The sequence below is a fragment of the Neotabrizicola paludis genome (assembly GCF_044142105.1).
Classification (GTDB): Bacteria; Pseudomonadota; Alphaproteobacteria; order Rhodobacterales; family Rhodobacteraceae; genus Pseudogemmobacter.
Window position 1 is genome coordinate 235,098 of the sequence record NZ_JBGTYM010000004.1, and the last position, 25,454, is coordinate 260,551.

General features: G+C 65.9%; 25 protein-coding genes and 1 tRNA gene. 14 read left to right on the forward strand and 12 right to left on the reverse strand.

Going from position 1 to position 25,454, the window contains the following annotated elements; genetic code table 11:
- Window positions 1-85: 85 nt before the first annotated feature.
- Together ACED67_RS11550 and ACED67_RS11555 are read left to right on the forward strand one after the other, a co-directional pair.
- Window positions 86-601 (forward strand): putative pterin-binding protein, encoded by a 516-nt coding sequence (locus tag ACED67_RS11550; RefSeq protein ID WP_395541769.1) that lies wholly within the window; start codon window positions 86-88, stop codon window positions 599-601.
- A gap of 9 nt (window positions 602-610) precedes the next feature.
- Window positions 611-3,124, forward strand: coding sequence for an ATP-binding protein (locus ACED67_RS11555; protein WP_395541770.1), 2,514 nt, complete (start codon window positions 611-613; stop codon window positions 3,122-3,124).
- 138 nt (window positions 3,125-3,262) lie between these two features.
- Here ACED67_RS11555 and ACED67_RS11560 read toward each other — a convergent pair.
- The 4 genes from ACED67_RS11560 to ACED67_RS11575 form a co-directional block, all read right to left on the reverse strand.
- Window positions 3,263-3,339: transfer RNA gene (locus tag ACED67_RS11560), tRNA-Arg, on the reverse strand.
- Window positions 3,340-3,431: 92 nt separating this feature from the next.
- Window positions 3,432-4,790: a sensor histidine kinase gene (locus tag ACED67_RS11565; protein WP_395541771.1), complete on the reverse strand. Its 1,359-nt coding sequence runs from the start codon at window positions 4,788-4,790 to the stop codon at window positions 3,432-3,434.
- Window positions 4,791-4,890: 100 nt separating this feature from the next.
- Window positions 4,891-6,309: a dihydrolipoyl dehydrogenase family protein gene (locus ACED67_RS11570; RefSeq protein WP_395541772.1), complete on the reverse strand. Its 1,419-nt coding sequence runs from the start codon at window positions 6,307-6,309 to the stop codon at window positions 4,891-4,893.
- Window positions 6,306-7,004 (reverse strand): TVP38/TMEM64 family protein, encoded by a 699-nt coding sequence (locus ACED67_RS11575; RefSeq protein WP_395541773.1) that lies wholly within the window; start codon window positions 7,002-7,004, stop codon window positions 6,306-6,308. Before ACED67_RS11575 ends, ACED67_RS11570 begins: the two co-directional genes overlap by 4 nt.
- A gap of 249 nt (window positions 7,005-7,253) precedes the next feature.
- On the opposite strand from ACED67_RS11575, the gene rpmH reads away from it, so the two are divergent.
- From rpmH to ACED67_RS11630, 11 genes are all read left to right on the forward strand, one after another.
- The gene (gene rpmH, locus ACED67_RS11580) at window positions 7,254-7,388 is read left to right on the forward strand and encodes a 50S ribosomal protein L34 (RefSeq protein ID WP_225027814.1); all 135 of its coding nucleotides are present in this window, start codon (window positions 7,254-7,256) and stop codon (window positions 7,386-7,388) included.
- A 32-nt stretch (window positions 7,389-7,420) separates the two neighbouring features.
- Window positions 7,421-7,870, forward strand: coding sequence for a ribonuclease P protein component (gene rnpA / locus ACED67_RS11585; protein ID WP_395541774.1), 450 nt, complete (start codon window positions 7,421-7,423; stop codon window positions 7,868-7,870).
- Window positions 7,867-8,154: a membrane protein insertion efficiency factor YidD gene (gene yidD / locus ACED67_RS11590; protein WP_395541775.1), complete on the forward strand. Its 288-nt coding sequence runs from the start codon at window positions 7,867-7,869 to the stop codon at window positions 8,152-8,154. The genes rnpA and yidD overlap by 4 nt, the downstream gene beginning before the upstream one ends.
- Before the next feature lie 31 nt (window positions 8,155-8,185).
- Window positions 8,186-8,572, forward strand: coding sequence for a fluoride efflux transporter CrcB (gene crcB / locus ACED67_RS11595; RefSeq protein WP_395541776.1), 387 nt, complete (start codon window positions 8,186-8,188; stop codon window positions 8,570-8,572).
- Window positions 8,569-9,615, forward strand: a complete 1,047-nt coding sequence (locus ACED67_RS11600; protein ID WP_395541777.1) for an RluA family pseudouridine synthase — start codon at window positions 8,569-8,571, stop codon at window positions 9,613-9,615. The genes crcB and ACED67_RS11600 overlap by 4 nt, the downstream gene beginning before the upstream one ends.
- Before the next feature lie 9 nt (window positions 9,616-9,624).
- Window positions 9,625-10,332 carry an ATP12 family chaperone protein gene (locus ACED67_RS11605; protein WP_395541778.1) on the forward strand — a complete coding sequence of 236 codons (708 nt, stop codon included), beginning with the start codon at window positions 9,625-9,627 and terminating at the stop codon, window positions 10,330-10,332.
- A gap of 248 nt (window positions 10,333-10,580) precedes the next feature.
- Entirely contained in the window at window positions 10,581-11,597 is a 1,017-nt protein-coding gene (locus ACED67_RS11610) for an amino acid ABC transporter substrate-binding protein (protein ID WP_395541779.1), read from the forward strand.
- Between the two features lie 147 nt (window positions 11,598-11,744).
- Entirely contained in the window at window positions 11,745-13,022 is a 1,278-nt protein-coding gene (locus ACED67_RS11615; protein ID WP_395541780.1) for an amino acid ABC transporter permease, read from the forward strand.
- Between the two features lies 1 nt (window position 13,023).
- Window positions 13,024-14,481: an amino acid ABC transporter permease gene (locus ACED67_RS11620; protein ID WP_395541781.1), complete on the forward strand. Its 1,458-nt coding sequence runs from the start codon at window positions 13,024-13,026 to the stop codon at window positions 14,479-14,481.
- A gap of 9 nt (window positions 14,482-14,490) precedes the next feature.
- A complete protein-coding gene (locus tag ACED67_RS11625) occupies window positions 14,491-15,258 on the forward strand; it encodes an amino acid ABC transporter ATP-binding protein (RefSeq protein ID WP_395541782.1) in 768 nt (255 codons plus the stop codon).
- 2 nt (window positions 15,259-15,260) lie between these two features.
- The gene (locus ACED67_RS11630; RefSeq protein WP_395541783.1) at window positions 15,261-15,602 is read left to right on the forward strand and encodes a hypothetical protein; all 342 of its coding nucleotides are present in this window, start codon (window positions 15,261-15,263) and stop codon (window positions 15,600-15,602) included.
- Window positions 15,603-15,687: 85 nt separating this feature from the next.
- Here the strand turns inward: ACED67_RS11630 and ACED67_RS11635 are convergent, their stop codons facing one another.
- From ACED67_RS11635 to argB, 3 genes are read right to left on the reverse strand one after another with little or no spacing between them, the layout of a single operon-like run.
- Complete coding sequence (locus tag ACED67_RS11635; RefSeq protein WP_395541784.1) at window positions 15,688-16,191, reverse strand: SixA phosphatase family protein; 504 nt, start codon at window positions 16,189-16,191, stop codon at window positions 15,688-15,690.
- Window positions 16,188-16,838 (reverse strand): ferredoxin, encoded by a 651-nt coding sequence (locus ACED67_RS11640; protein ID WP_395541785.1) that lies wholly within the window; start codon window positions 16,836-16,838, stop codon window positions 16,188-16,190. Before ACED67_RS11640 ends, ACED67_RS11635 begins: the two co-directional genes overlap by 4 nt.
- A 10-nt stretch (window positions 16,839-16,848) precedes the next feature.
- Window positions 16,849-17,727 carry an acetylglutamate kinase gene (argB, locus tag ACED67_RS11645; protein ID WP_395541878.1) on the reverse strand — a complete coding sequence of 293 codons (879 nt, stop codon included), beginning with the start codon at window positions 17,725-17,727 and terminating at the stop codon, window positions 16,849-16,851.
- Between the two features lie 129 nt (window positions 17,728-17,856).
- Here argB and ACED67_RS11650 point away from each other — a divergent pair, with 129 nt between their 5' ends.
- The gene (locus tag ACED67_RS11650) at window positions 17,857-18,588 is read left to right on the forward strand and encodes an SDR family NAD(P)-dependent oxidoreductase (protein WP_395541786.1); all 732 of its coding nucleotides are present in this window, start codon (window positions 17,857-17,859) and stop codon (window positions 18,586-18,588) included.
- On the opposite strand, the gene ACED67_RS11655 is transcribed toward ACED67_RS11650, so the two are convergent.
- The 5 genes from ACED67_RS11655 to ACED67_RS11675 all read right to left on the reverse strand — a co-directional run bounded on the left by ACED67_RS11655 (window position 18,589) and on the right by ACED67_RS11675 (window position 25,440).
- A complete protein-coding gene (locus ACED67_RS11655; protein WP_395541787.1) occupies window positions 18,589-20,241 on the reverse strand; it encodes an MFS transporter in 1,653 nt (550 codons plus the stop codon).
- Window positions 20,242-20,308: 67 nt separating this feature from the next.
- Window positions 20,309-20,959, reverse strand: a complete 651-nt coding sequence (gene yihA / locus ACED67_RS11660; protein ID WP_395541788.1) for a ribosome biogenesis GTP-binding protein YihA/YsxC — start codon at window positions 20,957-20,959, stop codon at window positions 20,309-20,311.
- A complete protein-coding gene (locus ACED67_RS11665; protein WP_395541789.1) occupies window positions 20,956-21,708 on the reverse strand; it encodes an MOSC domain-containing protein in 753 nt (250 codons plus the stop codon). Before ACED67_RS11665 ends, yihA begins: the two co-directional genes overlap by 4 nt.
- Window positions 21,705-23,546 carry a membrane protein insertase YidC gene (yidC, locus tag ACED67_RS11670; RefSeq protein ID WP_395541790.1) on the reverse strand — a complete coding sequence of 614 codons (1,842 nt, stop codon included), beginning with the start codon at window positions 23,544-23,546 and terminating at the stop codon, window positions 21,705-21,707. Before yidC ends, ACED67_RS11665 begins: the two co-directional genes overlap by 4 nt.
- A 364-nt stretch (window positions 23,547-23,910) precedes the next feature.
- Complete coding sequence (locus ACED67_RS11675) at window positions 23,911-25,440, reverse strand: putative bifunctional diguanylate cyclase/phosphodiesterase (RefSeq protein WP_395541791.1); 1,530 nt, start codon at window positions 25,438-25,440, stop codon at window positions 23,911-23,913.
- Window positions 25,441-25,454 lie beyond the last annotated feature (14 nt).

Sequence of the window (25,454 nt, forward strand, 5' to 3'; positions counted from 1 at the left end):
TTTCGGAGTAGCCCGATATCCCGAGGTTCCCGCGCCAGGCCGCGCTTGCGGTGATAGAAGAAGGCGCAGCTTTCAGGAGACCCGCATGACCCTTTTCCTCCGTGCCCTTGCCCTGACCTTGGCCCTGACCGCCGCCCCCTTCGGCGCCGCCCGCGCCGAGGAGTTCGCAGCCCCTACCGGTGACGTGCTGCTGACCGTAACGGGCAAGATCGCCAGCACCAATGCCGAGGGCCAGCTTTCGCTGGATGCGGCCCAGCTTGCCGCCCTGCCCCAGACCAGTTTCACCACCACGACGACCTGGACCGACGGGCCACAGACCTTTCAGGGTGTGCTGCTGAAGGATCTGATCGCCGCCAGCGGCGCCACGGGCAAGGCGATCACGCTGACGGCGGCGAATGACTATTCCATCACCATGCCCATAGACGATGTCGCACCGGATGGTCCGCTTCTGGCCTATCTGATGAACGGCAAGCCGATGTCGCTGCGCGACAAGGGGCCGGTCTGGATGGTCTATCCCTATGATACGAACGAGAACTACCGGACCGAGGAGATCTACTCCCGGTCGATCTGGCAACTCACGACCATCGATTTCGGCGGCTGATCCGGGGATATGTCGTCCCTCTCTCCCCGTATCGCCACTTTGGCCAGGACCGTCAGGCCGGTTCTGGCCATCGTGCTGTGCATCGCCCTTGTGATGCTGGTGGTTCTGGGGCTGCGCATCCAGTCGGCCCTTGTCGGGCTGCGCAGCGAAGCGACCGACAACCTGCATTGGAACCTGTCGCAGCTCGAGGTCGATATCGTCCGCCTTTCCGAAGAGATCCGGGTCGCCCAGAACGATCCCGCCGCGCCCCTGAAAGAGCTGCGCAAGCGCCACGACCTGTTCTACAGCCGGGCGCAGAACGCCATTCAGGGCAAGGGGTTCTCCACCCCGGGACTTGAGGATCTTTCGACCGCGCTGTCCGCGATGCTGGCGGAATATCTGGCGGTCGAAACCCCGGCAGTCGATGGGTCGGACGCGGCGCTGCGCGCCGATCTGCCACGAATGGCGGCACATCTCGACGCGCTGCGCGACACGCTGCGCAAGACCTCGATCCAGATCATCGAGCGTCTGGCCAAGATCAGCGACGATCGGCGGGCCGCCCTGTCCCTGCTGGTCAGCCAGGTCGCGCTGGCCACGTTTGTCACCATCGGGATGCTGGCCTGCCTGTTGACCATGGTCCTGATGTCAAGCCGCGCCGCCCTGCGCGAAGCGCGGCACACGGCCCAGGTCTCGCGACAGCTGCGCGCCACGGTGGATTCCGCGCTGGATGCCATCGTCGTGACCGACGACAAGGGCGACATCCTGCAGTTCAACGGCTCGGCCGAAAGCACCTTCGGCTACACGCGCGCCGAGGTTCTGGGGCGCAGGGCGGCCGGTCTGATCCTGCCCCCCGAGATCGCGGCCGAACCGGGAGACCTGGCCCCCTTGCGCCAAGTGGATGCCGGCCGCTTCCAGACCCGGGCGCTGGACCGCGCCGGACGGTCCTTTCCGGTCGAGCTGTCGATCTCTTCCGCCGAGGGCGATGAGGGCCGCATCTACACGGCCTTCCTGCACGACATCTCGGACCGGCTGGCCGCCGAGGCCGAGATGACCCGCGCCCGCGACGAGGCGCTGGCGGCGGAACGTGCCAAGACCGATTTCCTGGCCGTGATGAGCCATGAAATGCGCACCCCCCTGAACGGAGTAATCGCTTCGCTGGAAATTGCCGCGCGCAAGGCGGCAAATCCCGAACAGGCGCATTTCATCGCGCTGGCGCAGGATTCGGCACAGCTTTTGCTGCGTCATGCCGATGACGTGCTGGACATCACCCGGCTGGAAAGCGGCGGCATGAAACTGCTGCCGCAGGATTTCGACCTGGAGACCCATCTGGCGAATCTGGTCGAAGGGCTTGGCCCGGTTTGCACCGAACGCGGCATCGGTCTGCGCTTCGACATGCTGACGCCCAGCGCGCGGCTGAATGGCGATCCGTTCCGCCTTGGTCAGATCGTGCAGAATTTCCTGTCGAACGCGATCAAGTTCGTCGAGACCGGCGGCATCACCGTCGAGGCCGAGGTGACCCCGCTTGAGGGCGCGATGCGGGAGGTGGAAATCCGTGTCATCGACACCGGTCCGGGCATTGCCGCGCAGGATCAGGAGCGCATCTTCCAGGATTTCGCAATGCTCGACCCTTCGTTCCGGCGGTCGGGCGGCGGCGCCGGTCTGGGCCTTGCCATCGCGCGCAGGATTGCCACCGCCATGGGCGGCGAGATCGGGGTGGAAAGCGCGCCGGGCGAAGGCAGTTGCTTCTGGCTGCGCCTGCCGCTTGCCATGGCGAAAGACAGCGGTACAGCGGCAGGGCAACCATCAGCCGCCCCTTCCCTGCCCCTGCTGGATATCCTGGTGGTCGAGGACAATGCCACCAACCGCGCCGTCCTGGATGAGATGCTGCGTCAAAGCGGCCAGCGGGTCGAGATGGCGGTGGATGGCGAGAAAGGGGCCCAGGCGGCCCAGGCGCGGCGCTTCGACGTGATCCTCATGGATATCTCGATGCCCGTAATGGACGGCCTGGCCTCGACCGGGTTGATCCGCGCCCGCGGCGCCTCGCAGCGGGCGCGCATCGTCGCGGTGACCGCGCATTCCCTGCCTGCCGATCTGGACCGGTTCCGGGCTGCGGGTATGGATGACGTGCTGGTCAAGCCGATCTCGTCCGAGGCCCTGGCGCGTGTATTGAAGGGCGACAGCGTCACGGCTGCGCTGGCTCGTCCCGCCGTACTGGACATGACGCGCATCCAGGACATGCAGGAAACCCTTGGCGCAGCGACATTCGCGCGATTGGCGCAGCAAGGCCTGGTCGACATGCACCGGCTGGCGCGCCTGGCCCAGCAGGCCGCAAGTGCGGCAGCGCCGTCCGACGGGCTGGAACCGCTGTGCCATGAGGCCGCAGGCGGGGCCGCCATGATCGGCGCCGAACGGCTGCGCGCGCATTACAGCCAGGCCGAAGCCGAGATCCGTCAGGGCCAGGCCGAAGCGGCGCGGGACCGGATCTTGCGGGACACCGAAAGCTTCTTGGCCGAAGCCGAAACCGCCTTGCGCAACCTCTTGTAGTTTCGAGCACGGCTTGCCGTCGCCCAGCCCCGCGTCATCGGGAAGGGTCCGCAGGTTTGCCCCGGACCACCGGCGAAGATTCCGGCACGCACCGGAAAGCGCGCGAAGCCATGTGGCTGGCAGATATTTCAGGGGAAATGGCGGACCCGGAGCGATTCGAACGCCCGACCCTCAGATTCGTAGTCTGATGCTCTATCCAGCTGAGCTACGGGTCCGTCGTGGGGGGCGATTTAGCGGGGGTGCCGGGGGTTTGCAAGGGCAATCGTCGGGTCAGGCGCAGGGAATTTTCTGCACCCCCCGTTTTGCGTCACCCCGCCTCGGCCAAGCCGCCGCGCGGCAGGTGGATGGCGAATTCCGTGCCGTCGCTGTCGCTGCGCACCAGTTCAAGCCGCCCGCCATGGCCGCGCACCAGTTCGGCCGCGATGGCCAGTCCAAGCCCCGTGCCGCCCTTGCGCGCACCGCCCTGGAAGGCCGCGAACAGATGTTCGCGCGCCTTTACCGGCAGGCCCGGTCCCGTATCGCCAACGCGGATGCGCCATTCGGTGGCATCCTCGCCCGCGCCGATCTCGATCGTGCCCGGCGCGCCCGTCGCTTCGATCGCCTGACGGGCGTTGCGGATCAGGTTCGACAAGACGCGGAACAGCTGCTCACGGTCGGCCCAGATCGTCAGGCCCGGTGTGCAATCGATCAGGCAGGTCACCATGCCCTCGCCCGCCAGCCCCTCGGCCTCGGTCACTTCGGCGGCCAGATCGGCAAAGGCGAAGCGGGTCAGGCGCGGCGGCGGCTCTTCGGCCTTGCCGAAGGCCAGCGTCGCCTCGCAGAGGTTCACCGCCCGGGTGATCGAACCCAGAAGCTTGGGCGCGGCCTTGGCCACGGCCGGGTCTGCCGAGCCTTCGATCCGGTCGGCGAAAAGCTGGGCGGAAGTCAGTATGTTGCGCAGGTCATGGCTGATCCGCGCCACGGCGCCACCAAGCTGCGCCAGCCGTTCCTTCTGTTTCAACGCGCCGGTCAGCTGGGTCTGCATCGAAGCCAGCGCCTCCTCGGCCTGGCGCAATTCGACCACATGCGTGCTGGGGGCGATGACGCGGCGCGCATCTTCGGGCGCTTCGGCATAGAGTTGCATATGGCGCACCACGCGGCGGATCGGCCCGACCATCAGCCGCTGCACCGCAAGGAACAGCAGAACCGCCGTCACCGCCGAGATCAACACCGAAATCCCCAGGATGCGGCTGGCATAGGCCAGCATCGCCTTGCGCAGCGGCTTGGTCGACAGGGTGACTTCGATCAGCTGGCCGCCTTCCTGCACCGGATTGCCGATCACGCGGATGATGCGGTCCTCGGGGGTGATCATGACCTTGATCGCATCCTTGATCAGCGCCCAGGGTCCGGCGGTGCGCAGGTCGAAGTCATCCTCGATCGGTTTTGGCACCGGCGAAGACAGGACAAGCTGGCGCACTTCGTCGCGCCGCAGCACGACGTTGAACACCTCGGCATTGCGCAAAAGCTCGGCCTCAAGCTCGGGGCTGATCATTTCGTCCGAGGCAAGTTGCACCAGCGCGGCGATCTGCGCCTGCTTCAGCTTCTCCAGCAGGAAATCGGCACGGAAGCGGGCGATCGAGGGCACGAAGATCAAGACTTCGGCCAGCAGGACGAAGACAAGAGTCAACAGAAGGAAGCGCCCCGAGAGCGTCCTGAAGAAGGACCCCAAGCCCGCTTGCTGCACCTGTTCCTGCACCGACGCCCTGCCCTGCCTGCGGGGCGGCCGTTCAGGGCAGCAGGCGCTGCACCAGGCGGACCACCCGCTTCACCCATGGATTACCAAAGAGCTGTGGAGAAAAATAGGCACCTGCCGCACGTTTCGAAAGCTCGGACAGGGTTGGATAGGGCAGGACGATGCCTGTTATTACAGAAAGTTTCAGCCCTTTCGTGATCGGCATCGCCCAGAGGCCGATCAGCTCGCCCGCCTGTGGCCCGGTGATCGAGACGCCCACCGCGCGGCCCCGGACCACCATCAGCTTCAAAAGGCCCGCCTTGCGGCCCTGCGCCACGGCGCGGTCATTCTGCGACAGGTCCAGGCGGATCACATGGAGCCGGTCGCCATGGGCTGCCCGCGCCTCGGCTTCGGTCAGGCCGATCTGGGCCAGTTCGGGGTCGGTATAGGTGGCGCGCGGGAAATGGTCGCGGCGCGCTCGGGCGGGCAGGCCCAGCACTGCCTGCCGCACCACGATGCCGGCGTGATAGCCCGCGACATGGGTGAATTGCAGCCCCCCCGCCGCATCGCCCACCGCAAAGACCCGGCGATTGGTGGTCGAGCGGAGACGGTCATCCACCGTCACCCCCTTGCGGTCAAAGGCGATCTTCGCCGCCTCAAGTCCCATTCCGTCCAGCGCGACCTTGCGGCCCACCGCCATCAGGACATGGCTGCCGGCGATGCTGCTGCCATCGGAGAGCGTCACCTCGACCGCGCCTTCACCGCCGGACAGCCGGACCACCGCCTGCCCTTCGCGGATCGTGATCCCCTCGTCGCGCAGCGCGGCCAGCACGGGCGCGGCCATCTCGGGGTCTTCCCGGCCCAGCGCCCGGTCGCCCTCAATCACGGTGACGGCGCAGCCAAGGCGGCGATGCGCCTGCGCCATCTCCATCCCGATCGGCCCGCCGCCGATCACCAGCAGGTGGTCTGGGCGGTCGCGCAGGGCGAAGATGGTTTCATTGGTCAGGTAAGGCACCGTCTCCACGCCCATGATCGGCGGCACGAAGGGGCGGCTGCCGGTCGCGATGACAAAGCGGCGGGCGCGGATCGTGCTGTCGCCCGCCTGCACCGTGTCGGGCGCGGTGAAGCGCGCAAAGGCGCGGATCACGGTACATCCCAGGTCTTCGAACCGCTCTTGGCTGTCGAAGGGCGCGATTTCGGCGATGACATCGGCCACATGGTCCTTCACTGCGGCGAAGTCGATCTGCGGCTTCGCCGCAGCGACGCCGCGAAAGCCGCGCCTTTGGGCCTGCGCGGCGGCGGCGGCGGCGATCAGCGCCTTCGACGGCACGCAGCCCGTGTTCAGGCAATCGCCACCCATATCGCCTGCTTCGACCAGCACCACCCGCGCGCCCATCTGCACTGCCCCGGCCGCGACGGAGAGCCCCCCCGACCCCGCGCCGATGACGCAGATATCCGTATCGATCCGGCTCATGCGGGGCCTCTCTTGCGAAGGGTTTTCAATAGGATCGGCAGCGCAGACAGGGCGGCGAGGCCCAGCAGCGGCAGAAGGACGGGGGGCGAGAAGATGACGCCCAGATCGGGGCTTTCGCCGCGCGCGAAGACCTCGGACAGCCCGGCACCGACCGAAGTATAGACCAGCGCGCCGGGAATGATGCCCAGGAAGGTCGAGATCACGAAACGGTCCAGCCTTGCGCCGGTGGCGGCGGCGGCGAGATTCGCCAGAAAGAAGGGCACGGCGGGGACAAGCCGCATCAGCAACAGGAATGACCATTCATTCTCGCGCAGCCCCTGCATCAGCCTTGCGGGCTTGCCGCCCTTTTCCTCGGCCCGGCGCGCCAGATCGGCCCCGAATCCGGCGCGGGCGGCCAGGAAGACGATCACCGCCCCGATGGTTGCGGCGGAGATGTTGTAAAGCGTGCCGGGGAAAAGGCCAAAAAGAAAGCCGCCGGTCAGCGTCGCCACCAGAGCGCCAGGCAGGGACAAGGCGACAAGGGCGGCATAGGTGGCGATGAAAGCAAGGGGGGCTGCCAGCGGATGCGCGTCGCGAAAGGCCAAAAGCACCTCGCGGTGCCGGGCCAGCGCGGCGAAGGACAGATGGTCGCGCAGGAAAAAGGCGCCCAGCGCCGCAGCCAGCAGGATCAGAAGGATGGGCAGGCGGCGCAGCATGGGGCGGGTCCGGTAACAGGGGCTTATCTGGGTTTCGGCCAGAATGAGCGAAACCTTACACCGGACAAGGCGATGGTCACGCCGGATTGACCGCGCGGCGCTATCTCGCGACGCAGGCGCGATTTCTTCGCCGCTTTCCCCGCCAGATGCGTTGACACTTCTCTGCCTTGCCCCTAAAGGGCGGGCTTCAAGTTCCGTAGCCTTCGAATCCTTCACCGGGTTCGGGCCCCGATCCGATGGAGAGCCGCGATGAAGCGCACCTACCAACCTTCGAACCTGGTCCGCAAGCGTCGCCACGGGTTCCGCGCCCGCATGGCCACCAAGGGCGGCCGTCTGGTGCTGGCCGCGCGCCGCGCCAAGGGCCGCAAGGTCCTGTCGGCCTGATCTCTTTTCCCCCTCCGGGGGAGGAGTTGCGCATGACGCCGCCGGTGGCACAGGGTGACAGGCACATCGCCGAAGCGCCCGACGCGCCCCCGGCGGTTTCCGTTTGTCCGGCGCCCGCCGGGCCGCTTGTGCTGGAAACCCTGCAGAATCGCCCCGATTTCCTGAAGGCCGCCTCGGCGCGGCGTCAGGGCACGGCCTCCTGTCTTGTCCAGGCGCGCGACCGCCGGGATGAGACGACGCTGGTGCGGGTGGGCTTCACCGCGTCAAAGAAGATCGGCAATGCCGTGGCCCGCAACCGCGCCAAGCGGCGCTTGCGGGCGGCCGCGCGCGAGGTTCTGGCGCGCGCGGCAAGGCCGGGCTGGGACTATGTTCTGATCGCCCGGCCCAAAGCCACCATCGCCCGGCCCTTCGCCGAGCTTCTGCGCGACATCGAAGAGGCGCTGCGCTCGGTCCATGCCCCTGCAAAGGGGCCGCGCAAATGACCCCCCTTGCCCAGATCGTCGCCCTGCCGGTGCGGGCCTATCGCCTGTTCCTGAGCCCTTGGGTCGGTCATGGCTGCCGCTATCAGCCGACCTGTTCGGCCTATGCGATGGAGGCGCTGCAGCGGCATGGCGGGCTGAAGGGCGGCTGGCTGGCCGCGCATAGGATCTGCCGCTGCCACCCCTGGGGCGGACATGGCTATGATCCGGTGCCGGGGGCCGATCCGGCGCATGACCTGAGCCGGCACCCGCCAGACCATCCTTGCGACGACAAGCCCGCCGGTTGACTCCCCCTTCCCCGCGCGCCAAGAGACATCCATGTCCCTGAGCCTTCCCACTCTCTTGCAGGTCGCCGCCGGCGGCGCCATCGGCGCTTCGTCGCGCTATCTGGTGAATATCGGCCTTGGCCGCTGGCTTGGCACGGGCTTCCCCTGGGCCACGCTGACGGTGAATGTGGTCGGGTCCTTCCTCATGGGCCTTCTGGTCGTCGTTCTGGCCCACAAGGACGCAACCCGCCTTGCCCCCTTCCTGATGACCGGCATCTTGGGCGGCTTCACCACGTTCTCGGCCTTCTCGCTGGACGCGATCACCCTGTGGGAGCGCGGCCAGACCCTTCTTGCCGCCGCCTATGTCGCGGGTTCTTTCGTCCTTTCCCTCGCGGCCATCGTCGCCGCGCTTCACCTGTTTCGCGGGGTCTTCGCATGAGCGGCGTCCAGCTTCTGACCATCACCGAGGATGAGGGCGAACAGCGCCTTGACCGCTGGCTGAAACGCCGCTTCCCGCAGATTACTCAAGGCGCCGTCGAAAAGATGTGCCGCACCGGGCAATTGCGGGTCGAGGGCGGCCGCGCCAAGGCCAGCGACCGCGTGGCGCCGGGCCAGACCGTGCGCGTGCCGCCTCTGCCCGATGCCGAGGCGCCCGAACGACCCCGGGTCGAGGGCGTGAACGCGGCGGATGCCAAGATGATCCAGGCGGCCGTCCTGTGGAAGGACGAGCATATGATCGTCCTGAACAAGCCGCCCGGCCTGCCGTCGCAAGGCGGATCGGGCCTGGGCGAGCGTCATGTCGACGGGCTGACCGAGGCGCTGAAATTCGGCTACAAGGACCGGCCCAAGCTGGTGCACCGGCTGGACAAGGACACTTCGGGCATCCTGCTCTTGGCCCGCACCGACCGGGTGGCCCGCGCCCTGTCGGAAAGCCTGCGCCACCGCGCGGCGCGCAAGATCTACTGGGCGGTCGTCGCGGGCGTGCCGCATCCGCGCAAGGGCTCGATCAAGTTCTTCCTTGAGAAAGCCGCAGGCCGGGGACGCGGCGGCGAGGGCGAGAAGATGGTCTGCATCCATCCCGCCAAGGCCAAGGACCACCCCGACGCCAAGCGGGCGCAGACCGATTACTTCACCCTCTGGTTCCTGGGCAGCCGCCTGTCCTGGATGGCGCTTGAACCGGTGACCGGCCGCACCCACCAGCTTCGCGCCCATATGGCCGAGATCGGCCACCCGATCCTGGGCGATGGCAAGTATGGCGGTGGCGAGGCCGACAATCAGGGCGATGGCTGGGGCGCGGGGATCGGCGGCGATCTGTCGAAGAAGCTGCATCTCCATGCGCGCTCGATTGCGATCGAACATCCGATCCTGAAGAAGGTGATGACCTTCACTGCACCCTTGCCCGAACATATGCAGCGGACCTGGAAGGCGCTGGACTGGAAGGAAGACGATGTTCCCGCCGATCCGTTCGAAGTGTTCAAGTAAGGCAAGGTCATGAGCGGCTGGACAGCGAAGCGGTTCTGGAAAGCGGCCACGGTCGAAGGTGTTGAGGGCGGTTTCACCGTCCGGCTGGACGGGCGGGCGGTGAAAACCCCGGCCAAAGCGCCACTCATCCTGCCGACGCTGGCGATGGCCCAGGCCGTCGCCGCCGAATGGGACGCGCAGGAAGGCGCGATCCGGCCCGAAACCATGCCCGCCGCCCGCGCCGCCCATTCGGCGATCGACAAGATCGGTCCGCAGCGCGCCGAAGTGCAGGCGCTGATCGTGGCCTATGGCGGGTCGGATCTGCTGTGTTATCGCGCCGAGGCGCCCGAGGCGCTGGTCGCCCGCGAAACCGCCGCCTGGGACCCGCTGATCACCTGGGCGGCGACCGATCTTGGCGCCGCGCTGACAGTGACAAAAGGGGTGCAGCCGATCGCCCAACCCGAGACGAGCCTTACGCGGCTGGCCGGGCATGTTGACACGCTGACCGACTTTGAACTGGCGGCTTTTCATGACCTTGTCGCCATTTCAGGCTCGCTGGTCCTGGCGCTTGCCGTGCTGAAGGGCAGGCTGGATCCAGAGGCCGCCTGGGCCGCCTCGCGAATCGATGAAGACTGGCAGGCCGAGCTCTGGGGCCAGGACGAAGAAGCCGCCGAAACCACCGCCCGGCGCAAGGCTGCCTTCCTCGAGGCGCACCGATTCTGGGCATTGTGCCGGTAACAATCTTGCGTCCCCTCACGGCAGGGTGAAACAAGGCTTTCGCCAAACCTGCCCAATTTGCGGACTTTGCTGCGAAATTGGGCGTTTTCCCTTCTTGCCCCGATCCGCTCTTGACCACTCAAAGCGCTTTCGCGGAGACTGCCCGATAGTGGGGGAGGCGAACTTTCCAACCACCCCTGCCTTTTGGCAGGCAAAACCAACACCGCCGGACGGCAAAGTCGCGGCGGAAAACTCAGGAAGAGGTAAGAATGAAAAAATCCGCATTCCTCGGCGCCCTTGCGGCCACGACGCTGCTCGCGGGTGCCGCCTCGGCAGGCACGCTTGATGACGTGAAGGCTCGGGGCGAGCTGATCTGCGGCTCGAACACTGGCCTGACCGGCTTCGGCACCCCCGACGCGAATGGCAACTGGACCGGCTTCGACGTCGACCTCTGCCGCGCCCTTGCTGCCGCGATCTTCGGCGACCCGACCAAGGTGAAATTCGTCCCGACCACCGGCGAGACCCGTTTCACCGCGCTGCAATCGGGCGAAGTGGACGTTCTGATCCGCAACTCGACCTGGACCTTCTCGCGCGATACCGAGCTGGCGCTCGATTTCGTGGCGGTGAACTACTATGACGGCCAGGGCTTCATGGTGAAGAAGGACCTCGGCGTCTCTTCGGCCAAGGAACTCGATGGCGCCACCGTCTGCATCCAGACCGGCACCACGACCGAACTGAACCTTGCCGACTTCTTCAAGCAGAACAACATCAGCTACCAGCCCGTCACCGTGGCCGACGACTCGGAAGCCCAGCGCCAATATCTGGCCGGCGCTTGCGACGCCTACACGACCGACGCTTCGGGCCTGGCCGCCAGCCGCGCGACCATGCCGGATGCCGACAACCACGTCATCCTGCCCGAGATCATCTCGAAAGAGCCGCTCGGGCCGGTGGTCCGTCATGGCGACAACAACTGGGGCGATGTGGTCCGCTGGACCTATTACGCCCTGCTGATCGCCGAAGAGAAGGGTGTGACCAAGGCCAATGTGGCCGAAGTCGCCGCGTCCTCGGCCGATGAAGAAGTGAAGCGCCTTCTGGGTGTGTCGGGCGACATGGGCGCCAAGATCGGCCTGCCGAATGATGCCTTCAAGAACGCCATCGCCGCCGTCGGCAACTATGGCGAAATCTTCTCGGCCAATATCGGCGAAGGCACCACGATCAACCTGGCCCGCGGCCTGAACGCGCTGTGGACCCAGGGCGGCCTGCAATACGCCCCGCCCTTCCGCTGATCGAATGACCGGGGGCGCCTGAACGGGCGCCCCCTTTTCCATCCCGCGGGGTGAAGGCCCGTGGACCGATGACCGGGAAACCCGGCATCCAACAAGACGACCAGCGCGAAACCATAACAAAGACGCGCAGATGACAGGGGAATGCACATGGCCTTGGCCGCAGATGTGCCGAAAGACACCTTTCGGCTCTCAATGCTCATTTACGATACCCGCTACCGGGCGATCACCATTCAGGTCTTCGTCCTGATCCTGTTCGGGTTGTTCATCGCCTGGCTGTTGAACAACACCGCCCAGAACCTTGCGGCGCGGGGGAAAGAGTTCAACTTCGGCTTCCTCTGGCAGCGCGCTGGCTATGACATCGGCCAGCAGCTTATCCCCTATACCAATGACAGCACGCATTTCCGCGCCCTTCTCGTCGGGCTGATCAACACGCTGGTCGTCGCGATCCTGGGCTGCATCCTCGCCACGATCATCGGCGTCTTCGTGGGCATCCTGCGCCTGTCGAACAACTGGCTCGTCAGCCGGATCATGACCGTCTATGTCGAGATGTTCCGCAACATACCCCTCTTGCTGTGGATCCTTCTTTCCTATGTCATCCTGTCCGAGACCACGCCGCAGCCGCGCGATTTCCGGGTAACGGATGAGATGACCGCCGCAGGCGAGGCCCCCGCCGCCTCAATGATCCTGTTCGACACGGTGGCGGTGACCAATCGCGGCACCAACGTGCCCTCGCCCCTTTTCGTGCGCGGGCTCGGCACGGTCGATCTGGGGCCCTTCTCGCTCAACCTCACCCTCCTCGCCTATGTGCTGGTCGTCGGCGGGTCGATCTGGGCCTGGCGCCGCATCAAGGCCGACGCCACCGCCAAACAGCAAGCAACCGGCCTGCGCCCGACCACCTGGTGGAAATCGCTGGCGGTCCTGTTCCTGCCGGTGATCCTTTTGTCCACCGCCCTGGGCCTGCACTGGGAAATCCCCGAGCTGAAGGGCTTCAACTTCGCGGGCGGCATTCTGGTCGCGCACAGTTTCACCGCGCTTCTGATCGCGCTCTCGCTCTACACGGCCGCCTTCATCGCCGAGATCGTCCGCGCCGGCATCCTTGCCATCAGCCGCGGCCAGACCGAGGCCTCCTATGCCCTGGGCCTGCGTCCGGGCCGCACGATGAATCTGGTGATCCTGCCGCAGGCGCTGCGGGTCATCATCCCGCCGCTGATCAGCCAGTATCTGAACCTGACCAAGAACACCTCGCTGGGGATCGCAGTCAGCTATCTTGACCTGCGCGGCACGCTGGGCGGCATCACGCTGAACCAGACCGGACGAGAGCTGGAATGCATGCTCCTGATGATGCTCATCTACCTGACCATCAGCCTGCTGATCTCGTCGGTGATGAACTTCTACAACAAGTCCGTCCAGTTGAAGGCGCGTTGAGATGAGCGATACACACGCCCAGACCGTCACCTTCGTCCGCGACACCATGCTGCCGCCGATCGCGCCGCCCGCGCGCGAATCCGGGGCGGTGAAATGGTTGCGCGAAAACCTGTTCTCTACCTGGCTCAACACCGTCCTGACCGTGCTTGGCCTTCTGGTAATCTACTATCTGGTCTCTTCGGCCCTGCCCTGGTGGCTGAACTCGGTCTGGAACGCCAATTCCCTGTCGGAATGCCGCGCGATCGTCGCCGAGAATGCGGGGCCAGGGGCCACAGGCGCCTGCTGGGCCGTGGTGCATCAGCGCTGGTATCAATGGATTTTCGGCTTCTACCCGCCCGCGCTGTGGTGGCGGCCGATCCTGACGCTGGGCCTGCTGTTCGCGGCCTTGGCGCCGGTGCTGTTCGCCGGGCAGAAGGGCAAGCTGCGCAACATCCTGGCGGCTGTGCTGATCTATGTGGTGATCACGCTGTGGCTGGCGCAGGCGCCTGCGGTGCCATTCGCGCTGGCGGTGCTGCTCGTGGCGGGGCTTCTGGCCCTGTCGCAGGTACAACCGGGCAAGCTGCTGTGGTTCACCGTGCTGTTCCCGGCGCTGTGCTTCTGGCTGCTGTGGGGCGGCCCGATCTGGACACCGATCAGCGCGATCCTGGGGTTCGTGATCGGTGCGCTGGTGTTCCGGGCGCTGTCGGGCCTCGCCGGACCAGCGGTCGCCGTGGGCATCGGCATCGTGGCGGCGATCCTGTGGTGGCTCTTCGTCGCCGGTCCGGTGATGGGCAGTGTGGGCCGCGCCCTGCCCTGGGGCCTGACTGCCGTTGCCTCGGATCAGTTCGGCGGGCTGCTGCTGGCGATCACCATCGGCGTCACCGCGATCACCTTCTCCTTGCCGATCGGCATCCTGCTGGCGCTCGGCCGTCAGTCGGACATGCTGATCGTCAAGACGCTCTGCGTGGGCTTCATCGAGTTCATCCGCGGCGTGCCGCTGATCACGCTGCTCTTCACCGCCTCGCTTCTCTTGCAGTACTTCCTGCCGCCGGGGACGAATTTCGACATCATCCTGCGCGTCATCATCCTGGTCACGCTGTTCGCCGCCGCCTATCTGGCCGAGGTGATCCGGGGCGGCCTCGCGGCCCTGCCGCGCGGACAGTATGAGGCGGCGGATGCGCTGGGGCTGGATTACTGGCGGGCGCAGCGGCTGATCATCCTGCCGCAGGCGCTGAAGATCAGTATCCCCTCGATCGTGTCCACCTTCATCGGCCTGTTCAAGGACACGACGCTCGTCGCCTTCGTGGGCCTTATGGACCCGCTGAAGGGCATCACCCAGATCGTTCGCGCCGATATCGCGTGGAAGGGCATCTATTGGGAGCCCTACATCTTTGTCGGCGCCATCTTCTTCATCATCTGCTTCAGCATGTCGCGCTACTCGATGTATCTCGAGCGCAAGCTGAAGACCGACCACCGCTAGGGGCACATCATGGCAGAAGCAGCAAAAATGCAGGTCTCGGACGAGGTCGCGATCCAGATCACGGGCATGAACAAGTGGTACGGCACGTTCCACGTTCTGCGCGACATCAACATGACCGTCATGCGCGGCGAACGCATCGTCATCTGCGGCCCCTCGGGCTCGGGAAAATCGACGCTGATCCGCTGCATCAACCGGCTCGAGGAACATCAGCAGGGCCAGATCATCGTCGATGGCACGGAACTGACCAATGACATCAAGAACATCGACAAGGTCCGCTCCGAAGTCGGGATGGTGTTCCAGCACTTCAATCTCTTTCCGCATCTGACCATCCTGGAAAACTGCACCCTCGCGCCGATCTGGGTGCGCAAGGTGCCGAAGAAGGAAGCCGAGGAAACGGCCATGCACTTCCTGCGCAAGGTCAAGATCCCGGAACAGGCCAACAAATATCCCGGCCAACTGTCGGGCGGCCAGCAGCAGCGCGTCGCCATCGCGCGGTCCCTGTGCATGAAGCCGCGGATCATGCTCTTCGACGAACCGACCTCGGCCCTTGACCCCGAGATGATCAAGGAAGTGCTCGACACCATGATCGAGCTGGCCGAGGAAGGCATGACCATGCTTTGCGTCACCCATGAAATGGGCTTTGCCCAGGCGGTGGCGAACCGGGTGATCTTCATGGATCAGGGCCAGATCGTCGAACAGAACGCGCCCAAGGAGTTCTTCTCGAACCCGCAGAGCGAACGGACCAAGCTGTTCCTGTCGCAGATCCTCGGGCATTGACCTTGCGGCGGGGGCTGGCTGTCACGCTGGCCCTCGCGGCCCTCGCCCCGGCGGCGCGGGCCGAGATTGACGTGCCGCGCCCGGCCGAGTGCCTGCTAATCGTGGGCGACCAAAAGCTGATCGGCGGGCGCTGCACCTTCACGCCGCTGGATGCCGACGGCTCTTTCACCATCGCCGGGCTGGACGGGCAGTTCTTCGCCTATGTGCTGGTGACCGGCAGGGGAGAGGCCGATGGCTACTGGAACGGCACGCCCGGCGCCCAGCACGCGCATGACCCGCTGGGCAAACTGCGCCGCGACGATGCATGCTGGGTCAATGACAGCGCCTCGGTCTGCGCCTGGTAGGAGCCCAGGTTAACAAAACGTTAACTCGTGCTGGTCAAGTCCTTGAAATTGTTTATTCGCCGCGCCTGTCCCTGCGTGGGACAGGTCAGGCGGCAATCTCGCGCGGGACGACGAAATCCACCGTCACGCCCTGACCAAAGGCCACATCGGCCCAGCTTTCGATGGCGAAATCCACCACCAGCGTCGCCCCGGTGGGATAGCGGGTGAATTCGCCGGTCATCGGGGTCTTTGAGACCAGACGATGGGCAAATTCGGCGATGCCCGGGTTGTGGCCGATCATCATCACCGTATCGGCCTTGGCATGGCGCAGCACGGCCATCATCACATCCGGCCCGGCATGATAAAGCGCGGGCTTCAGCTCCAGGGCCGGCGCGCCGGTCAGCGCGGGGGCGATCCCCGAAAAGGTCTTGCGGGTGCGCAGGCTGTCAGAGCAGAGCACCTCTTCCGGCACATAGCCGCGGCTGGCCAGCCATTGCCCCAGATCGGCGGCGGCGGCCTTGCCGCGATCGTTCAGCGGCCTGTCATGGTCCGGCGTCATCGGATCGTCCCATGAGGATTTCGCGTGCCGGGTGAGGATCAAACGCTTCATCTGTGGAACAGCCCCATGTGATAGGCGGATTGTTCCGGCATCCTTGCATAGGAGGCCGAGACCGGGCAAGCGCGGCGCACAAGACAGCCGCCGGTCAGGCAATCGCCCCCTTCCTCGCGATTCAGGAAAGCGTGGCAGGCCGGCACATCATAGCCCGCCGCCCCCAGCGCGCCCGGCGGGCAGGCGGTCAGGCAGGGCTTCGCGGCGCAGCTTTCACAAGGGTTGGGCGCAGAGGGCAGATCCAGCACCGTGCGCAGCGCGAGCGCCCCGCGAAAGCTGATCCACAATCCCTGCCGGTCATGCACCAAAAGCCGCACCGGGCTTTGCCAGCAGCGCCCCGAGCGCAGCGCCCAAGAGAAGAAGGGCCGGTGCGGCGGCCCGCCAAAGGGGAACAGCGCCTTGCCGCCCAGATCACAGGCCAGCCGCCCGATCACCCGGCGCGACCAGCGGTCAACCGGATCAGGCGCGCCGTCCCATTCCGACTGCGCCTTCAGATGCGGCCAATAGCCGGGGCCGCCCGGACCGATCAGCAGCAGCGTCCGCGTGCCGCTGGGAAAGTCCTCGTCGCCCGGATCGACGGCAAAGCCGCCCAACAACGCCAGATGATGCGCGGCAAGGGCGGCTTCGATCTCGGGCAGGGCGACCAAGGTTGCGGGGCTAGCGGCGGATGCGCGGCTTGACCCGCGGCTCGGTGGTGCGGATCTGGCTGCCCGCGCCGTGATCGGTGAAGAGCTCAATCAGGCAGGCATTGGGGATCCGGCCATCCAGGATTGTCACGGCGCGGGTGCCCGCTTCGATCGCGGCCAGAGCGGTTTCGGTCTTGGGGATCATACCCCCCGAGATCACGCCCGATTCGGTCATGGCGCGGATCTCGTCAGGGGTCAGCTGGGTCATCACCTCTCCCGCGGCATTCTTTACCCCGGGCACATCGGTCAAAAGCAGCAGGCGGTCAGCCTGCAAGGCCCCGGCGATGGCGCCCGCCGCCGTGTCGCCATTGACGTTGAAGGTCTCATTGTCCTTCATGCCCGTCGCGACCGGCGCGACGACCGGGATGATCCCCGCATTGTAAAGGTCGCGCAGCACCTGGACGTTCATCTCGATCGGGCGGCCGACATAACCCAGTTCCGGGTCATCGGCCTCGCAGACCATCAGGTCGTCATCCTTGCCCGAAATGCCCACGGCGCGGCCGCCGGCATCCATGATCGCCTGCACGATGCGCTTGTTGACAAGGCCCGAGAGCACCATCTCGACCACTTCCACGGTGGCCTTGTCGGTCACCCGCTTGCCGCGCACGAATTCCGACTTGATCCCCAGCTTGACCAGCATCTCGTTGATCATCGGCCCGCCGCCATGCACCACCACCGGATGCACGCCGACCTGCTTCATCAGCACGATGTCGCGGGCGAATTCCGCCATGGCGGCATCGTCGCCCATGGCATTGCCACCGAACTTGACCACCACCACCGCACCCGAGAAGCGTTGCAGATAGGGAAGGGCTTCGGAAAGCATCTTGGCGGTGTTCTGGGCGTTCTGCATGGTCAGGGTCTGCTGCTTCATCGGGTCCTCCGAACGTATTTGCCGCATAAGGCTTTTCTCCCCACCTGCCAAGCCTTGCCTTCGGTCTGGCGCGGTTTAGGCTGCGCCCCGCCAAGCCGGAGATGCGCGATGAGCGAGACAAAGACTCTAGTCCTGACCGGCGCCTCGCGCGGGATCGGCCATGCCACCGTCAAACGCTTTTCCGCCGAGGGCTGGCGGGTGCTGACCTGTTCGCGCCAGCCCTTTGACCCGCGCTGTCCCTGGCCGGGAGGAGAGGCGAACCATATCCAGATCGACCTCGCCGATCCGAACCGCACCATCGCGGCCATCGCCACGATCAAGGACAAGGTGCAGGGGCGGCTGCATGCGCTGGTCAACAATGCGGGAATCAGCCCCAAGGGTCCGGGCGGGGCGCGGCTGAACACGCTGGAGACCGACCTGCGGACCTGGGGCCATGTCTTTCATGTCAACTTTTTCTCGAGCGTGATTCTTGCCCGCGGGCTGAAGGATGAGCTGGCGGCGGCGAAGGGCAGCGTGGTGAATGTCACCTCGATCGCCGGATCGCGGGTGCATCCTTTCGCGGGGGCGGCCTATGCCACCTCAAAGGCGGCGCTCGCGGCGCTGACGCGCGAGATGGCGCATGATTTCGGCCCGCTGGGCGTGCGGGTCAATGCCATTGCGCCGGGCGAGGTGGAGACGGCGATCCTGTCGCCCGGCACCGACAAGATCGTCGAGAAGCTGCCATTGCAGCGGCTGGGCCAGCCGCGTGAAGTGGCGGATGTGATCTGGTTCCTGTGTTCGGACCAGTCGAGCTACATCTCGGGCGCCGAGATCGAGGTCAACGGCGCCCAGCATGTCTGATCACTCGGCGGGCGGGTCGAGAGGCGGCAGGTCATCGCGCAGCGGCACGGCATGGCGTTCGATCATGCGGTGAACATGCGGGCGACCGGGGCCGCGATGCAGTTTCATCAATTCATCGGTGTTGGCGGCATCATTCTCGGTGCGGCGGTGATTGTGCCGCAGATATTCGGTCCAGGTCGCGACATGATAGCTTTCGACCCAGATGTCGGGGTTTTCCAGGTCGCGCATCAGCACCCATTGCCGGGCCCCGTCGCGCCGCCGGAAACTGCGGCGTGACGCCATCAGCCGCAGGAAGGCCTGGGTGTTCTCGGGCGGGATATCCCAGTCGATCATCACCATGATCGGGCCAGATCGCGCCCGCAGGTCCAGCCGGAGGGCCGGGGCATTGAATCGGTTGGCGGGGTCGAGGTTCACGTCGTTGAGGTTGGGCATCGGCAAGACCAGCCCGACAATTGCGGTGACCAAAAGCATCACGGCCGCCGCATAGAGCGCCGTCGGAATTGACGCCTGCTCAGAGACGAAGCCCCAGACCCAGGCACCGACCGCCATGCCCCCGAAGGCCATGGTCTGATAGATGGCCAAGGCCCGCCCCACCACCCAACGCGGCGCGGCAAGCTGGGTCGAGACGTTGAAATGCGACAGCACCAGAACCCAGGCCGCACCGGACAGCATCAGCCCCGGCACAGCGGCAAGAAGGCTGGTCGCCAGGCCCAGAAGCGCGGTCCCGGCGGCAAAGCACAGGCAGCCGCCTGCGACGATCTTCTCGATGGTCAAAGCGCGGCGGACGGTGGGGCTGACCAGCGCGCCGCCAAGGGCGCCCAGACCGAACGCCCCCAGGGTCAGGCCGAAGGTCGTGGCGTCGCCGCCCAATTGGTCGCGGGTGATGACCGGCAGAAGCGCCATCACCGCCACGGCGGCAAAGCCGAACATCAGTGCGCGCGCCATGACCCGGACCAGGTTGGGCGAGAGGCTGACATAGCGCAGCCCGGCCCAGATCGCGGGGCCAAGCGCCTCGGCCGGCAAGAGGCGTTCCTCATATGCGGGACGCCAGCGGATCAGGGCATAGATCACCGCAAGATAGCTGATCGCATTCAGGCCAAAGGCCGCCGCCGCGCCCAGCGAGGCGACGATGATCCCGCCCAGCGCCGGTCCGACCGAGCGCATCAGGTTGAAGCTCATCGAGTTCAGCGTGATCGCTGCGGGCAGGTCGTCGCGTGGCACCAGATCGCGCATCGAGGCCTGCCAAGAAGGCAGGTTCAACGCCCCGCCCAGACCCAGGCAGAAGGTGAAGGCCAGAAGGCTGATCGGGTTCAGAAGGTCGAACCAGGCGGCCAGCGACAGCGCGACCGAGACGACCAGCATGAAGCATTGCGCAATCAGCATGACCTTGCGGCGGTCGAAATTGTCGGCGATGGCCCCGGCGGCGATGGCCAGCACCATGATCGGCAGCGTGGTCGAGGCCTGCACCAGCGCGACCATCGCCTCAGACGGCGTCAGTTCCGCCATTTTCCACGAGGCGCCGACACCCTGGATCAGCGATCCAAGGTTCGAGACAGTGGTCGCGGTCCAGATCAGCCGGAAATTCGGATGGCGCAGCGGGGCGAGCGGGGATTGCGCGGGCTGGGTAACATTGTGCTGCGCGGTCTGTGGCATCGGCGGCTCCTTGGCGGCAATCTGCCGCAGGTCGCGCCGGGATGCCAGCCCCGATCCGGGTCGGCGGTCAGACCAGAGCGGCGATCAGCGCCCGCAGCGTCTCGATCCCCTCGCCCTTTTCCGACGAGGTGACGACCAGTTCCGGGAAAGCGGCCGGGTGTTTTTTCAGCGCCTCGATGGTCTGGGCGATATTGGCGTCGCGCGTGGCCTTGTTGACCTTGTCGGCCTTGGTCATCACCACCTGGAAGGTGACGGCAGATCGGTCGAGAAGCGTCAGGATTTCCTCATCGACCGCCTTCACGCCATGGCGCGTGTCGATCAGCACGAAGGCGCGGCGCAGGGTCGCGCGGCCCGAGAGATATTGCTTCAGAAGCGCCTGCCATTTTGCCACGACGGCCACCGGCGCTTCGGCATAGCCATAGCCCGGCAGGTCGACCATGTAGCGGCTGTCGCCCAGCGCGAAATAGTTGATCTCTTGCGTCCGGCCCGGCGTGTTGGAGCTGCGCGCAAGGTTCTTGCGGGTGGTCAGCGCGTTGATCAGGCTGGATTTGCCCACGTTCGAGCGGCCCGCGAAACAGATCTCGATCCGGTCGGCCGGCGGCAGCGCCGCCATCGCGGTGACGCCCTTCACGAAATCGACCGGGCCCGCGAAAAGGAGCCGGCCGGCCTCGCGTTCGGCATCCTCGGGTTCTGGGGCAAGGGTGAAGGCAAGGGTCATGCGGTGACCCCATCGCCCAGCGCCACATCCCCCGAGCGGATCACCCGGGCGAAAACGCCAAAATCGTGATGGCCATACGCCGTCTCAAGCGCGGCGAGCGTATCAGCATCCTGCACGCCAGTCTGGGGGTCGGCGCCGGTGGCGCGGCAGCGACCGATCGGCGCTTCCACGCGCAGCACGGCCGTGCCAATGGTGATCTCGCGCCCGATGAGGCCCAGCTCGGCCAGGGGCGCCCAGCCTTCGACCCAGATATTGCCGCGGAAGCGATGCGGCGAGAGGGCAAGCCCCATGCGTTCCGACAACTCGGCCAGAGACGCGGTGGAGTTGATCGAGATCAGCGGCTCGGACTGATCGGTCAATGCCTGCCCCGGCACGCGGATCACGCGTGCGGGCTCGGGGCGGTTTTCCGGCCAGAGCGGGCACAGCCAATCGATCAGCCGCGCGGCATCGGCGGGATCATCGGGGCGGAAGCTCTCGGTCGGGCGCTGGGGATGCGACAGGGTGATCCGGCCCGCTTCCGTATCCGACTTGCAGGAGATCGCCATCAGCGCGGGAGAGGCCCAGCCGCGCAGGAATTGCAGCTTGGGCGCCCAAGCCAGCGGATCGGGCAGGCGCGCGGCGGCATGCGCCACGGCCCAGAGCCGGTCGAAGGGGAAGGCCGCGCCCGCGGTCAGGCGGGCGGCAGGCAGCATCTCATAGCCGGCCGACTTGACCGGGTGCCGCACCAGATGGGCGACCTGCGCGCTCACTTGCCCTTGCCTTTGGGGGCGGCGTCGCTGTTGGCGGCGACCGCGGCAGGCTTTTTCTTGAACCCCGATTTGATATTGCCGAAGAGGTCGGGCTTGTGGCCGTGGCTGCGCATGATCAGGTACTGCTGAACGAAGGTGATCGTGTTGTTGGTGATCCAGTAGACAACCAGACCCGAGGCGAAGCCGCCCAGCATGAACATGAACACCCAGGGCATCCAGGCGAAGATCGAGGCCTGCACCGGATCGGTGGGCGCCGGGTTCAGCTTTTGCTGCAACCACATGGTGATGCCCAAGAGGATCGGCAGCACGCCGATGAAGATCAGATGCAAGAGCGTGCCGGCTGCGGGCGCATCCCAGGGCAGCAGACCGAAGAGGTTGTACAGCGAGGACGGGTCGGGCTGCGACAGATCCTTGAGCCAGCCGAAGAACGGCGCCTGACGCAGCTCCAGCGTGACGAAGATGACCTTGTAGAGCGAGAAGAAGATCGGGATCTGGATCAGGATCGGCAGACAGCCGGCTGCCGGATTGACCTTCTTGTCCTTGTAAAGCTGCATCATCTCGCGTTGCAGCTTTTGCTTATCCTCGCCCGCGCGTTCCTTGAGCGCTTCCATCTCGGGTTGCAGTTCCTTCATCCGCGCCATCGAGACGTAGGATTTATAGGCCAGCGGCAGAACCAGGACCTTGAGCACGAAAGTCAGCGCGATGATGGCGAGGCCCATATTGCCGATCAATCCGTGCAGCCAGTGCAGGACCGAGAAGATCGGCTTGGTCAGGAAGTAGAACCAGCCCCAGTCGATCGAATCGATGAACCCCGGGATGCCCGCGTCATTCTGGTAGTTGCGGATCGTCTCCCATTCCTTGGCGCCCGCGAAGACGCGGGTCGTGGTCGAGGACGATTGGCCGGGGGCCACGGTCACGGTCGGATGACGGACCTCTGTCTGGAAGATGTCGCCATTCGGGACGTGCTTCAGCACTTCGGTATAGGGCTTGCCCTGTTCCGGCACCAGGATCGACATCCAGTAATGGTCAGTAAAGCCGATCCAGCCATCGTTGGCGGCTTCGACCTTCTCGCCCGGATGGCCCTCGCCCTCGATCGGGTCGAGGCCCATGATGTCCTTGTATTTGATCTCGGTCAGCTTGCCATCGGCGCGGCCAACCACACCCTCATGCACCACGAAGATGTGCTGAAGGTTCGACGGCGTGCCGTGGCGGGCGATCAGGCCGTAGGGGCGCAGGGTCACGTCGCCGGTGCCGGTGTTTTCGACCTTGTCGGTGACAGTGAACATGAACTTGTCATCGACCGAGATCTCACGCGTGAAGCGTTGACCCTTGCCATTGTCCCAGGCCAGCGTCACCGGCTCGCCGGGGCGCAGGGTTGCGCCCTTGGCGATCTGCCATTCGGTGTTCGGGCCCGGCACGTCCTCGGCCGTCAGGCTGCCCGAAGGCGCCCAGCCGAACAGGGCGTAATAGGCCTGGCCCTGGCCGACCGGGGTGAAGACCCGGACGTCCGGCGAATTGGCGGCAAGTGTCTCGTGATAGGATTTCAGCGACAGGTCGTCGAGACGGCCACCGCGCATCGAGATCGAGCCGGTGAGTTCCGGCGTGTCGATGGTCAGCCTTGCGGCCTCGGGGACCGGAGCGACCTCTTGCGTGGTTGCAGCGGCCTCGCCCGCGGGCGGCGCCGTGGTCTGGCCGGAACCGGCTGTCGCCTCGGCCGGGGTCTGGGTCAGATCGGGGGCAGCAGGTTCCGGCGGGGGGAAGAGAATGAACCAGACCGTGATGACAAGAAAGCTGAGCACAGTGGCAAGGATCAGGTTCTTGTTGTTGTTCTCGTCCATCAGGACCACCGCCGCGGCTAGGAAAGGATCAGCGGTCTTCAACAGAACGGGCTGGGAAAGGTCAAGCGGATTCCCCCGCTGCGGCCGCAAAGCGCTGCGGGAAGACCGCGCGGGCGAGACTTGAGAGCGGCCCGGCGCGACGCCGCGGGCGGTGTCACCCGCGGAGGGTCCCTGCCCCAAAGGACGGGGCAAGGAGCCTTGCCGGGCCAGGACGCCGCCCCCCAGAACGCGGCGGAGGCTGACGGTCGGGCCAGAGCGTCACCTTGGCAGGTCAAAAGACGATCCGGCGTGCCAGGGGCCGCGCGGGCGGCGGGCGGCGGTGGCCGATAGGCCGGTCGCGGCGCGGCCCCGCCAAGAGGGCCGCTCAGCGCCGGGCGCCGATGCGCGGGATTCGATCCTGCCGGTTCGCGTGGCGGCGCGCCCAGTCGGTTGCGATGTCGAGCGGCATGGGCCGGGCAAAGCCGTAGCCCTGGACATGGCCGCACCCCAGTTGCGACAGCATCGCGTGCTCGGCCGCCGTCTCGACCCCTTCGGCCAGCGTGTCGAGGCCCAGCCTTTCGGCCAGCGAGACGATGGCGGAGACCATTTTCTGCTGCTCACGATCCTGGTCGACGCGGGTGACGAAGCTGCGATCAATCTTGAGGCGGCGCACGGCGAAGCGGCGGATCGTGGCGATCGAGGCATGGCCGGTGCCGAAATCGTCAAGATCGACACCGCAGCCCATGCCGGCAAGCTGGGCGATGTTCGACACAACCACGTCATTCTCGGCGCTGGCCACCACGGTTTCCAAGATCTCGATGGTCAGACGGTCGGGCTTAAGTTCAAAGCGGTCCAGTTCCCATTTGATGCGCTCTGGCAGGCGCGGATTGCGCAACTCCGCGCTGGAAAAATTGACCGAGACCGACGGCACCTTCAGCCCTTCCCGGTCCCAGCCGACCAATGCGGAGAGCGCGTGGAACAACATCACCTCGCCCAGCCGTTCGGAAAGATCGCTGCCTTCGACGGCGGGAAGGAATTCCGAAGGGGTCAGGCAGCCACGGACCGGGTGGTTCCAGCGTGCCAGCGCCTCGAAGCCCGAAATCTCGCCCGTATCGGTGGAAATCTGCGGCTGGAAATGCGGGCGGATGTCGCCCTTGTCCAGCGCCTCTTCCAGGCTGTCGCGCAGCGCGTCGCGCTCGGCCCGTTTCTGCGCCATATCGAGCGAGAAGGCGCGGATCGCCGCCGGACCGTGGCGCAGAGCCTCATCCGAGGCTGTCTGCGCGGCATCGAGCATCGAGCGTCCGGTCGGTTCGGGCGCGCGGCCGCCGATGCAGAACCCGATCGAGCAGGTGATGTACAGCTGCGCCCCGCCCAGGGCGATCGGGGCGGTGACAGCTTCCTGGAGGCGGGCTCCCATCTGGATCATGGTTTCGAGATCCAGCCGCCGCACCGGCGCCAGCACGACCGCCACGCTTCCCCCCTGTAAGTTCACCACGCAATCGCCCACCCGCAACGCACCGCGAATACGGTCGGTGGCGCGGGTGATCACTTCGGTCAGCGCCGAGCGGCCATGGCGTTCCAGCACCGCCTGCAAATCGTCGAACTGCACGACAAGGCAGGCGGTGGTGCGCCCGGTTTCGGCGGCCAGGGGCAGGATCGCATCCATCAGCGCCAGCGCGCGGGTGACGGCAGACCCTTCCTCGCCCTGGCCTATCTGGCCTGCCAGCAGGGGCTGGCCGATGATCGCGAAGAGAAGCGGCAAGCCAACGGCCAGAAGGATCAGCATCTTTTCCCCGCCGATCCAGAAGCCGGCCAACGTGATGGCCGGCAGGAAGACCAGAAATTCCGGCGCGCGCATCCAGGCCATAGCCCGCTGAACCCTTTGCGCGGTTTCGGCGAGCATGGCCTTGGGCATGGGGCGGACCTTTC

Coding starts and splice junctions, on each gene's coding strand:
- rpmH (WP_225027814.1), top strand. CDS start 7,254: ATGAAGCGCACCTACCAACCTTCGAACCTGGTCCGCAAGCGTCGCCAC.
- ACED67_RS11600 (WP_395541777.1), top strand. CDS start 8,569: ATGAGCGGCGTCCAGCTTCTGACCATCACCGAGGATGAGGGCGAACAG.
- argB (WP_395541878.1), bottom strand. CDS start 17,727: ATGCAGAACGCCCAGAACACCGCCAAGATGCTTTCCGAAGCCCTTCCC.
- ACED67_RS11655 (WP_395541787.1), bottom strand. CDS start 20,241: ATGCCACAGACCGCGCAGCACAATGTTACCCAGCCCGCGCAATCCCCG.
- yihA (WP_395541788.1), bottom strand. CDS start 20,959: ATGACCCTTGCCTTCACCCTTGCCCCAGAACCCGAGGATGCCGAACGC.
- ACED67_RS11650 (WP_395541786.1), top strand. CDS start 17,857: ATGAGCGAGACAAAGACTCTAGTCCTGACCGGCGCCTCGCGCGGGATC.
- ACED67_RS11570 (WP_395541772.1), bottom strand. CDS start 6,309: ATGAGCCGGATCGATACGGATATCTGCGTCATCGGCGCGGGGTCGGGG.
- ACED67_RS11675 (WP_395541791.1), bottom strand. CDS start 25,440: ATGCCCAAGGCCATGCTCGCCGAAACCGCGCAAAGGGTTCAGCGGGCT.
- ACED67_RS11605 (WP_395541778.1), top strand. CDS start 9,625: ATGAGCGGCTGGACAGCGAAGCGGTTCTGGAAAGCGGCCACGGTCGAA.
- rnpA (WP_395541774.1), top strand. CDS start 7,421: ATGACGCCGCCGGTGGCACAGGGTGACAGGCACATCGCCGAAGCGCCC.
- ACED67_RS11615 (WP_395541780.1), top strand. CDS start 11,745: ATGGCCTTGGCCGCAGATGTGCCGAAAGACACCTTTCGGCTCTCAATG.
- ACED67_RS11625 (WP_395541782.1), top strand. CDS start 14,491: ATGGCAGAAGCAGCAAAAATGCAGGTCTCGGACGAGGTCGCGATCCAG.
- yidD (WP_395541775.1), top strand. CDS start 7,867: ATGACCCCCCTTGCCCAGATCGTCGCCCTGCCGGTGCGGGCCTATCGC.
- yidC (WP_395541790.1), bottom strand. CDS start 23,546: ATGGACGAGAACAACAACAAGAACCTGATCCTTGCCACTGTGCTCAGC.
- ACED67_RS11550 (WP_395541769.1), top strand. CDS start 86: ATGACCCTTTTCCTCCGTGCCCTTGCCCTGACCTTGGCCCTGACCGCC.
- ACED67_RS11555 (WP_395541770.1), top strand. CDS start 611: ATGTCGTCCCTCTCTCCCCGTATCGCCACTTTGGCCAGGACCGTCAGG.
- crcB (WP_395541776.1), top strand. CDS start 8,186: ATGTCCCTGAGCCTTCCCACTCTCTTGCAGGTCGCCGCCGGCGGCGCC.
- ACED67_RS11620 (WP_395541781.1), top strand. CDS start 13,024: ATGAGCGATACACACGCCCAGACCGTCACCTTCGTCCGCGACACCATG.
- ACED67_RS11575 (WP_395541773.1), bottom strand. CDS start 7,004: ATGCTGCGCCGCCTGCCCATCCTTCTGATCCTGCTGGCTGCGGCGCTG.
- ACED67_RS11635 (WP_395541784.1), bottom strand. CDS start 16,191: ATGAAGCGTTTGATCCTCACCCGGCACGCGAAATCCTCATGGGACGAT.
- ACED67_RS11610 (WP_395541779.1), top strand. CDS start 10,581: ATGAAAAAATCCGCATTCCTCGGCGCCCTTGCGGCCACGACGCTGCTC.